Genomic DNA, 10121 nt, shown 5'->3' on the forward strand with positions numbered 1-10121 from the left:
AGGCGGGTGCGCGCGGCGGCCGGCCTCGCGGGCCAGCCGGGAGCCCGCCTCGGCCAGCTCGGCCATCAGCGCCCGCTCGGCGCGGGGGTCGGCCGTGTCCAGCGCGCACGCGTACAGCGCCTCGATCTCCGCTATGCGCGCGCCCAGCATCAGTATTGTCCGCTCGCCCATATCGATCACCCCTGCGGGTCAATTGTGGGCGATGGCCGCCGCGCCCCGCCAACCCATTTCGCGCCCGGCATCCGGGGCGTCCGCGACCACGGGTTCGGCCCGCTAGTTCTCGGCCAGCACGATCACGCGGTCCAGGGCCGACAGCGTGAGCGGGACGGTCTTGCCGGGATTGAGCACGACGCCGTAACCGGGCGGCTCGTGGAAACGGTCGTGCAGCCGGTAGCCGAGCGCGACCTCGCCGCGCCGCCGGGCGGACTCGATCAGTGTCGCGAAGTCGGCCGGGCGGCCCGGCGCCAGGTAGTCGCCGGCGGGCTTGAGGTAGATCTCCGAGCCCGCCGGGTCCAGCAGGTCGGCGAACACGTCGTACAGGTGCCGGTTCTCGCTGAGCTGGGTGAGCATCAGGCTGATGAGCTTGTCGCTGACCACGAAGTCGTCGGCCTTGGTGACCTGCGCCACCTCCCGGTTCGCGTCGTCGTTGATCTCGCTGACGATCGAGTACGGGTCGCCGAGCGCGTCCTCCATGTCGCGCAGGTGCAGCAGTGTGACCAGCGTCCGCGCGTCGGCGTGCTCGCGGTCGAAGTCCTCGTCCGACAGGACGATGATGTGCTGGTAGGACCCCACGTCCAGCGCCTCCAGCGCCGGGCGCTCGGTCGGCTCGGCGCGGCGGAAGCCGAGTTTGAGGTTGGCGCACGGCGCGAGGTCGGCGGTCGGGTCGTCGCGCGGGGCCGCCACCACCAGCTCCGAGCCCGCCGCGACGAAGTCGTCCAGCAACTCGATGATCTTCGGTGCGCGGTGGTTCCAGCCGACCAGCAGGGTGCGCTCGGGCGCCGGGTCGCGCGGCGTCGCGGTGGTGATGACCGGCTCCCGGACGGGCGGCGGGGCGCCGCCGCCGAGCCGGATCAGCAGGTCGTCCTCGGCCAGCACGATGACCTCGTCGTCGGCCCGGATCACGGTGTCCATCGGCGGGTTGAGCAGGACCGTCCCGTCGCGGCGGCGCAGCCCGGCCGGGACGCCGAGGTCGTAGGCCGACAACGCGGCGCCGAACACCGTGCCGGCGAGGGCCGGCTCGGCGCGCATGTAGAACTCGTGCCCGGCGAAGTCCAGCAGGTCCGTGCAGACCTGCGACAGCCCCGACTGCCGGTGCGACTGGACGATCAGCCGTATCGCGATGTCGTCGGCGTCGATGACGCGGGCCGCCGACCCGCCGGCCAGCCGCGCCGCGGGCAGGTTCGCCGAGTCGTGCACGGCCGCCACGACGTGCGGGCGCCGCCGCCCCCAGCGGCGGGCGCCCAGCGAGAGCAGCACCTTGATGACGTGCGTGTCGGCGTCGGCGACCTCCGGCGCCAGCACCATGATCGAGCGTGCCGTCCCCGGGCTGACCAGCTCCAGGTCGGCGACCTTCAGCGGGTTGCCGGTGCGGCAGACGATCCGGGTGCGGCCGAAGTCGCCCACCCGCGCCCGCAGCGCGTCCTCCATCTCGACCTTGTCGCGGTCGGCGAGGATCGCCACGCACGAGCGGCGTTCGCTCTGGTTGGCCTCCACCAGCTCGCCGACCACGGTGAAGACCTGCTCGGACCAGCCGAGCAGCACCGTGTGATCGTGCTCGACGATCCGCGACCGGCCCTTGCGCAGCTCGGTGATCTTGGCTTCGAGGCCGGTGGTGAGCACACCGATCAGCGCGCTGACGATGAAGATGCCGCCGACCGTCGCGACGAGCATCAGGCCGAGGAAGGCCACGCCGCCCGAGTCGCCGCCCATCGTGCCGGGGTCGAGGGTGCGCAGCAGGCTGCGCCAGACCATGCCCGGCCAGTGCCCGTGCTCGCGGCTGTCGCGCGGGGCCAGCACCACGGCGGCGGTCGCGACCACGAGCACCAGCGCGGCGGAGGCGAGGCCGAGCCAGCCGATGAGGGCGGGCGTGCCCTTCGCCATGGTCGTGTCGAACCAGTAGCGGACCCGATCCCGCCGTGTCGCGCGTGCCACCCCGAACGCCCCCCGCCGATGTCGTCGCCGCCACGGCCCCCGCCGCGCCGCCTCACGTGCCCACGTCGAGGTTAGGGCGATCCCGTGTCGGCGTACACCGTTCCAGAGCGCACAAGAAGCTCACCTTGGGGTGGGTACGGGCGATCTGCTCCGAGCTCCACCCTTTCGCCCGAGTTGATCCCTCATTTCGGGAGGTGAAGGGGCCGTGGAGATGCTGATCTCCGCCCGGTGAAATTCCGCGTCGTGGAAAGCCGGCGGCCCCGGTGGCGGCGGGACCGGCGTCCGGTGCGGGCGAATGGCCGCGACGCGCCAATGCGGCGCGGAAAAGCCGATTTGCCCCGGTGTGCGGCAGACACCGGGGGCCGGGGTGAGTATTCCACCCCGGCCCCCGGTGCCGTCGCCGGAACGCTCCGGCGGCGCCGCCGCGCTAGTGCGCGGCCTCGTACTTCTCGATCACATTGGCGGGGATACGGCCCCGCTCATTGACCTTGATGCCGTTGTTCTTCGCCCACTCGCGAATCTCGGCCGACCGCTCGCGGCTGTTGGTGGTGCGCGTGCCGCGGCCGGTCCGGCCGGTGGTCCGGCGGGCCTTGCGGGCGCTGGCGACGAACGGCTCCAGGCCGTTGCGCAGCTTGGCCGCGTTCTTCTTGCTCAGGTCGATCTCGTAAGGGGTGCCATCCAGCGAAAAGCTGACGGTCTCGTCAGCCTCGCCGCCGTCGATGTCGTCCACGAGAAGGACTTCGACCTTCTGTGCCATGCGGGGACTCCCTAGCTATGCGTCCGGCTTCGCGTCCGGATGGGTCTCGATGAATGCAGCATAGACCTCATCCGATATCTTGCCACGTTCGGAGACTTCGACGCCCTCACGCAATGCCCACTCGCGGACATCGCCGTTCGTGTAGCCCTTGATCTTGGCGGTCCGGCCGGTCTTGCGGCCCTTCCCCGCGGCCCTCACCTCGGCGGCGTTGTCGATGTAGGGCCCGAGGGCGTCCAGCATCTCGTTCAGGCGCTTGTAGTTGTCATCGCTCAAGTCGATCGTGAACGTCCGACCCAAGACTTCGAAGTCTCGCTTTGCGACATCGTGTCCTTCGGAGCCGTCGATGTCGTCCACGCGAATGACCTTCTCGGCCATGTGTACCTTGACTTCCTTCCCCTTGCCTACGCGGCGACCTTGACCGTAGCGGATTCCGGGCCCTCGCATGGCGGCATGAGGACGCGACACGGTCCGCGACACGGTCCGCGACGCGGTGTGCGAGGCGGTGTGGCGCGGTGCGCGCCATGGGCGGGCCGCCGGACGCGCGCGCCCGGTCGGCCCTCAGTCGGCCCGGACTCAAGTTCCGGTCAAAGCGTGCATGTCGCGTGGATCGCCGGGTAGCGGGAGCGACGGAGTCTTCACACCATCGAGGGAGCTGGACCATGGCCAACCCCGCCGGCCGCGACGACCCGAAGCAGGAGCAACTGGAGCAGCGGCGGGTGAGCCCGGACGACACGCGGCTCACCACCGACCAGGGGATCCGCGTCGACGACACGGACAACTCGCTGGCGGTGGGTGAGCGTGGCCCGACCTTGATGGACGACTTCCACCTACGCGAGAAGATCACCCATTTCGACCACGAACGGATCCCGGAGCGGGTCGTCCACGCCCGCGGCGCGGGCGCCTACGGGCGTTTCCGGCTCAGCGAGTCTCTCGCCGAGTACACGACCGCCGAGTTCCTGTGCGACACCTCCCTGGAGACTCCGGTCTTCGTGCGCTTCTCCACCGTCGCCGGGTCGCGCGGCTCGGCCGACACCGTCCGGGACGTCCGGGGCTTCGCGACGAAGTTCTACACGCGGCAGGGCAACGTCGACCTCGTCGGCAACAACATGCCGGTCTTCTTCATTCAGGACGGCATCAAGTTCCCCGACTTCGTGCACGCGGTGAAGCCGGAGCCGGGCAACGAGATCCCGCAGGCGTCCTCCGCGCACGACACGCTCTGGGACTTCGTTCAGCTCCAGCCCGAGACGATGCACATGATGATGTGGCTGATGTCCGACCGGGCGCTGCCGCGCAGCTACGCCATGATGCAGGGCTTCGGCGTCCACACCTTCCGGCTGGTCGACGCCGGGGGACGGCCGACGTTCGTGAAGTTCCACTGGAAGCCGAAGCTCGGCACGCACTCGCTCGCCTGGGACGAGACCCAGAAGATCGCCGGGAAGGACCCCGACTTCAACCGGCGCGACCTGTGGGACCGCATCGAGGCCGGCGACTTCCCCGAGTACGAGCTCGGCGTGCAGCTCGTCCCGGCCGAGGACGAGCACCGCTTCGGCTTCGACCTGCTCGACGCGACCAAGCTCCTCCCGGAGGAGGAGGTGCCGGTGCGGCCGGTCGGCACGCTGGTGCTGGACCGCAACCCCGACAACTTCTTCGCCGAGACCGAGCAGGTCGCCTTCCACATCGCCAACGTCGTGCCGGGCATCGACTTCACCGACGACCCGCTGCTGGAGGCCCGGCTGTTCTCCTACCTGGACACCCAGCTCATCCGGCTCGGCGGGCCGAACTTCCCGCAGATCCCCGTCAACCAGCCGGTGGCCGGCGTGCACAACCACCACCGCGACGGCTACCACCAGATGATGATCCACAAGGGCCGGGCGAGCTATCACAAGAACACCCTGTCCGGCGGCTGCCCGATGGTCGGCGGCGCGGGCTCGTACACGCACTTCCCCGAGCGGGTGGACGGCGTCAAGCTCCGCAAGAGGAGCGAGAGCTTCGCCGACCACTACTCCCAGGCGACGCTGTTCTGGAACAGCATGGCCGGCTGGGAGAAGGAGCACATCGTCGGCGCCTTCCGGTTCGAGCTCGGGAAGGTCGAGGCCGAGGAGGTCCGCGCGGGCGTCGTCGGCCACCTGAACCGGGTCGACCATGAGCTCGCCGTCCGGGTCGCCGAGGGGATCGGGGTGGAGCCGCCGCGGGACACGCCGGTCCCCAACCACGGCCGCACCTCGCCGGCGCTCAGCCAGGACAACGCCCCCCGCGACTCGGTCCAGGGGCGCAAGATCGCGATCCTGGCCGCCGACGGCGTGGACTCGGCGGCGGTCGCGGCGGTCGGCGAGGCGCTCACGGAGGCGGGGGCGGTGTGCGAGGTGCTCGCCGCCGCCGACGGTTTCCTGCAGGCCGAGAACGGCGCGCAGGTGCAGGTCACCCGCGCGATGCCGACGGTGGCGTCGGTGCTCTACGACGCCGTGGTCGTCCCGGGCGGCGAGGCGAGCGTCCGCGCCCTCGCGCAGGACGGCGACGCCGTGCACTTCGTCGCCGAGGCGTTCGTGCACTGCAAGGCGGTCGGCGCGCTCGACGCCGGCATCGGCCTGCTGGAGCGGGCCGGGATCACCGGGGTGGAGTTCGCCGACGGCGGGACGGTCTCCGACGCGGGGGTCGTCACGGGCGAGGGCGGCGGCGACTTCACCGGCGAGCTGATCAAGGCGATCGCCGCGCACCGGCATTGGACCCGTAAGAAGGACCACGTTCCCGCCTGACCGGAGGACCTCGTCCGGCGCGCCGCGTTCGGCGCGCCGGACTCGCCGTTCCGGAGCGCCCGGCCTTGCCGCGCCCTGTCATGCCCGGGTCATGGGAATGTCATGCCGGTTCTGTCCGAAAGTGATGGCGGGCGTCGCCGTGCGTCCCTTCCATCCGGCGTCGATTGTGGCCGAGATCACAAGTCCGGATTCGGCCGGATCGACCCCGGAATATTGTGAAAATATATCTTGTACAAATTTCTGGGCGTGCCGCGGAACGCGGTATACACGCTCTCATTGATCTCGTTTTCCCGATGCCGGGCGCGTGGTCGATACGACCGCCCCGGCCGGTCGCGGGCCGTCCGGATGCCCGCTGACATGGGCTGATCGGTCCCCTCTTCGGCCGGACGCGATGGTCGGCGCCGAATCCGCCTTGCCGGTGTGGGAAGTCCTGTGCCGCCGGATCTGCCCAGCAGTGCAGTTCCAATGGCGCACTTTCCTGTAGCAAGATGACGGCCATCTCGCCGGGTGGCCTTTCCGGACGCGGCGATCGAATACCGCCCTTCCGATGAAGGGCGCGCACGACCGTTCTTTCGTCGCCGCCGTCCCGGGGCGCGGTCTCGACCACATGAAGGGCTGCCGTATGGACGCGTCCGTGATCGACCGGTTCCGCGAGCTGACCGTCGACGAGTCCGACCCCTTCTACTTCGACCACCCGCTCGATCATGTGCCCGGGATGCTGCTGTTCAGCGGCCTGTTCGGACTCGCGGCGGACGCCGACGCGGAGCTCCTGCCGGGCCGGGCGCCGGGCCGGGTGACGGCGCACCTGGACTTCACCCGATTCTGCGAACTCGACCGGGCGACCGCCCTGTCCTGCGTGGCCGGTGGCGGGGGGACCTGGACGGTCGCCGCGCGCCAGGGCGAGATGACCGCCTGCGCGGGCTCCATCGCGTTCACCTCCGGGGGAGAGGGACCGCCCGCCGGACGGCCCGCGGTGCCGCCCCCCAGATCAGGGCGCCCGGCCGGCCACGCCCGGCTCCGGCGGGCTTCCGGAGCCCTCGTCCACCGCAGCCGCCCGGAGAACATCCTGATCGGAGAACCCGCCCGGTCGGGCCCGGACCTGGTGGAATGCGCCGTGCTCGACCTGCCCGAGGGCAACGCCCTCCGCCGGGAGGGCCGTCCGGACGCGGGGCGGGCGGACTCCCGCGCGACCGTGGAGATCGTCGAGGCGGGCCGCCAGTTCGCCACGATGATGGAGCACCGCGAGCACGGGCGGCCGATGGACGTGACGGTGCTGTGGCTGTCGCTGCGCATGGACCTGCCCCGGTGGATCGACCGCGCCGTCCCGCTCCTGCTGCGCTGGCCCGTCGAGCGTCTTCCCGGTCGCCGCTCCCGCTACGCGATGACGCTGGTCGACGCCTCCGGCGGCGCCGCGCTGGGGTCGCTCGTCTACGGCGCCCATCCCGTCGGCCCGGCGGCGTACGCGCGGACGAGGCGGGCATGAGCGGCGGGGGCGCGCCGTTCCTCGTCCGGGCGCCGCGCCTGCTGTTCCTCGCCGGGGTGGGCGTCCTGGCCGCGGGGATCGCGCTGCACGCCCGGCGGGGCGGCGCCCCGGAGCCGTTCGCGGCCGGGCTGCTCACGGTGTACCTGGGGTGGCTGCTCGCGGAGGTCCCGGTGACGTTCCGCCGGGCGGCCGCCGCGCCGGCCGACGCGCGGACGCTGCTGCCCTATGCCTGCGCCCGCCTCCTGCTGATGGCCTCGGCGTCGTTCGGGCCGCTGCCCTGGGACGGCTGGTCGCCCTGGCTGCTGCCGCCCGCCGCACTGTTCGTCGCGGGCGTGGCGGTCCGGCAGGTCGCGATCCGCACCCTCGGCCGCTTCTACTCCCACCACGTGATGCGCCAGGACGGGCACCGAGTCGTGACGCGGGGGCTCTACCGGCTCGTGCGTCATCCGGCGTACGCCGGGATGCTGCTCGCGCACATCGGCTTCACCTGCTTCTTCCTCGGCCCCGCCACGGTCGTCGCCCTGGTGCTGCTCGGCGCGGCCGTCACCTGGCGGATCCGGGTGGAGGAGCGGACGCTCTGGGACATTCCCGGCTATCCGCAGTACGCCGCGGGCAGGGCGCGCGTGCTGCCGAAGGTGTGGTGACCGGCATGCCGGATAGGGACCTCGTGGAGCGGGACCCGGGCGAGGCGACCCGCACGGGCAACAAGTTCGCGCGGCTGGAGGAACTGCGCCGGGCGGGATTCCCCGTCCCGGAGTTCTTCTGCCTGCCTGCCGCCGCGTTCGACCGCGCGCTGGAGGCGGTGCGCGGCGACCTTCCCGTGCCGGAGGCCGTGCCGGTGGAGGACTGGTGCGCCGCCGCCGCGGCGGCGCTGAGCGGGGCCGTCCCGGAAGGCGACCTCGCCGCGCGAGTGCTCGCGGCCTTCGACGGTCGCTTCGGCCGGGACGGGCTGGCGGCCGTGCGCGGCTGCGTCGTGCCGGACGCGGACGGCGCCGGCGAGGACGGGGCGGACGACCCCTTCGCCGGCATGAGCGACAGCTTCCTCTACGTGCCGAGGGACGGTCTGCTCGCGGCGGTGGCGCGCTGCTGGGCGTCGGCGTTCAAGGCCGAGGCCGTCCGCTACCGGCTGCTCAAGGGCCTGGACCCGGCCGCCGCCCGGGTGGCGGTCGGCGTCCAGCGGATGGTCCCGGGCTCCCGGTCGTTCGTGGCGTTCACCCGCGACCCCCGGGACGGGACGCGCCGGCACGTCATCGCCGCCGCGCACGGCATCGGGGAGGGCGTGGTCCAGGAGCGCGCCGACGTGGACCATTTCTTCGTCGACCCCGCCACCGGCGCCGTCCGCGCGGAGGTCGTGACCAAGCTCCGGATGGTGGGCCCGCCCGCCGCGGGAGAGACCGCGCTCGAAGTGCTCGCCGTCCCGGACGCCCTGCGCGACGCGCCGGTGCTCGACGACGATCACGCGCGGCTCGTCGCCCGGCTCGCGAGCCGGGTGGAGGACCTGTTCGGCGGCCCCCAGGACATCGAGGGGACGATCACCCCGGACGGCGCCGTCCACCTCGTCCAGGCCAGGCCCATGGCGGGCACGGCGCGGGACGAGGGGCCGCGTGTCCTGTGGGGCAACCACAACATCACCGAGAGCTTCCCGGGAGTTTCGGGGGCGCTCACCTACTCGCAGGCGCGCATGTTCTACGAACTGGCCTTCACCGACCTGTACCGGCGGATGGGCGTGCCCGCGCGGCGGCTGCGCGCGAACCGGCACCGGCTGGCCCGCATGGTCGGCCTCCTCGACGGCCGGGTCCACTACCGGCTGGACGACTGGCAGGAGCTCCACGGGCAGATGCCGGTGTTCGACCTCGTCCGGGCGGGCTGGGAACAGGGCATGGGCATCACCGGCGAGGCCCGCGCCGGCCGGCGGTGGCCGCGCGCCCGCGTCGCCGCCGCCCTGCCCTCCGTCGCGTGGCACGCCGCCGGGCACCCGCGCGCCACCGCGCGGATGCTGCGCTGGTGGGACGGGCTGATGGCGGAGGTCCACGACCCGGCCCGCCCGCTCGCGGACCGGCCGCCCGAGGAACTGATCGCGCTCTACCGCCGTGTCTGGGCGGAGGCGTCGGCGCGGTGGGGCGTCACGCTCGCGAACGGCGTGTACGGGCTGCTCGCCATGCGGGCGGGCACCGCGCTGCTGCGCCGCTGGGCGGACGCGGGTCCCGACCTGCTCGTCGGGCTGCTGTGCGGGGGCCGGGAGAACCGCTCGCTCGCGGCGGCCCGCGCCGCGATCGGGCTCGCCGAGCGGGCCGCGGCCGTCCCCGCGCTGCGCGCGCTGCTGCTGGCGGCCGGCGACGACGGCGAGACCGGCGCGGAGCACCCGCGGGCGGTGTGGGACGACATCGCCGCCGGGCGGTACGGCGCGGACCTGGCCGCCGGCGCCCTCGCCCACCTGCGCCTGTACGGGGATCGGGCGATGCACGACCTGAAGCTCGACGAGCCCACGCCGCGGCAGCGGCCCTGGATGCTCGTGGGGACGCTCGCGCCGTTCGTCCGGCGGGGCGCGACCGTGGCCGGTAACCGGGCCGAGGAGGCGCGGGCCGCCGCGGACGCCCGGCTGCGCCTGCGCGAGGCGTGCCCCGATCCCGCGCGGCGCGCGGCGCTGACCGCGCTGGTGGCGCTGATGCGCTGGTTCGTCCGGGTCCGGGAGGACACCCGGTTCTGCCGCACCCAGCTGTTCGGCGTCTCCCGGGAGGTGCTGTGGCGGCTCGGCGCCCGGCTCGCCGAGGAGGGGCTGCTCGACGCCCCGGGCGACGTCGTCGACCTCACCGTGGAGGAGGTCTTCGGCGCGTTCGAGGGCACGCTGCCCGGCGCGGACCTGCGCGGCCTCGCCTCCGTGCGGAGCGCCGAGCGCGCCCGGAACCGCGCGGCCCCGCCGCCGCCCGTGCTGATGTCGGTGCCCGCGGGGCGGCCCGTCGCGACGGCCCTGCGGCAC

Annotated in this window: 7 protein-coding genes; 4 read left to right on the forward strand and 3 right to left on the reverse strand. The window is 72.8% G+C overall.

Annotated features, from left to right (window positions below; all coding sequences use genetic code 11):
• Positions 1 to 273: 273 nt before the first annotated feature.
• The 3 genes from E1291_RS34150 to E1291_RS34160 form a co-directional block, all read right to left on the reverse strand.
• Positions 274 to 2151 (reverse strand): CASTOR/POLLUX-related putative ion channel, encoded by a 1878-nt coding sequence (locus E1291_RS34150; protein WP_242614551.1) that lies wholly within the window; start codon positions 2149 to 2151, stop codon positions 274 to 276.
• A 427-nt stretch (positions 2152 to 2578) separates the two neighbouring features.
• Positions 2579 to 2908, reverse strand: coding sequence for a histone-like nucleoid-structuring protein Lsr2 (locus E1291_RS34155; protein WP_131742203.1), 330 nt, complete (start codon positions 2906 to 2908; stop codon positions 2579 to 2581).
• Positions 2909 to 2923: 15 nt separating this feature from the next.
• Positions 2924 to 3283 (reverse strand): histone-like nucleoid-structuring protein Lsr2, encoded by a 360-nt coding sequence (locus E1291_RS34160; RefSeq protein ID WP_131742204.1) that lies wholly within the window; start codon positions 3281 to 3283, stop codon positions 2924 to 2926.
• 284 nt (positions 3284 to 3567) lie between these two features.
• Here E1291_RS34160 and E1291_RS34165 point away from each other — a divergent pair, with 284 nt between their 5' ends.
• The 4 genes from E1291_RS34165 to E1291_RS34180 all read left to right on the forward strand — a co-directional run.
• The gene (locus E1291_RS34165) at positions 3568 to 5661 is read left to right on the forward strand and encodes a catalase (RefSeq protein WP_131742205.1); all 2094 of its coding nucleotides are present in this window, start codon (positions 3568 to 3570) and stop codon (positions 5659 to 5661) included.
• 547 nt (positions 5662 to 6208) lie between these two features.
• Positions 6209 to 7144, forward strand: coding sequence for an AfsA-related hotdog domain-containing protein (locus E1291_RS34170; protein ID WP_131742206.1), 936 nt, complete (start codon positions 6209 to 6211; stop codon positions 7142 to 7144).
• Positions 7141 to 7788: a methyltransferase family protein gene (locus tag E1291_RS34175; protein WP_131742207.1), complete on the forward strand. Its 648-nt coding sequence runs from the start codon at positions 7141 to 7143 to the stop codon at positions 7786 to 7788. Before E1291_RS34170 ends, E1291_RS34175 begins: the two co-directional genes overlap by 4 nt.
• A 5-nt stretch (positions 7789 to 7793) precedes the next feature.
• Positions 7794 to 10121: PEP/pyruvate-binding domain-containing protein (locus tag E1291_RS34180; protein ID WP_131742208.1), on the forward strand; the 2328-nt coding region annotated here is incomplete at its 3' end.

This window comes from Actinomadura roseirufa, assembly GCF_900659635.1.
Lineage (GTDB): Bacteria > Actinomycetota > Actinomycetes > Streptosporangiales > Streptosporangiaceae > Spirillospora > Spirillospora roseirufa.

What these genes read in the sequence shown, in the direction of transcription:
- E1291_RS34170 (WP_131742206.1), top strand. Translation starts at nt 6,209, where the DNA reads ATGAAGGGCGCGCACGACCGTTCTTTCGTCGCCGCCGTCCCGGGGCGC.
- E1291_RS34160 (WP_131742204.1), bottom strand. Translation starts at nt 3,283, where the DNA reads ATGGCCGAGAAGGTCATTCGCGTGGACGACATCGACGGCTCCGAAGGA.
- E1291_RS34175 (WP_131742207.1), top strand. Translation starts at nt 7,141, where the DNA reads ATGAGCGGCGGGGGCGCGCCGTTCCTCGTCCGGGCGCCGCGCCTGCTG.
- E1291_RS34165 (WP_131742205.1), top strand. Translation starts at nt 3,568, where the DNA reads ATGGCCAACCCCGCCGGCCGCGACGACCCGAAGCAGGAGCAACTGGAG.
- E1291_RS34155 (WP_131742203.1), bottom strand. Translation starts at nt 2,908, where the DNA reads ATGGCACAGAAGGTCGAAGTCCTTCTCGTGGACGACATCGACGGCGGC.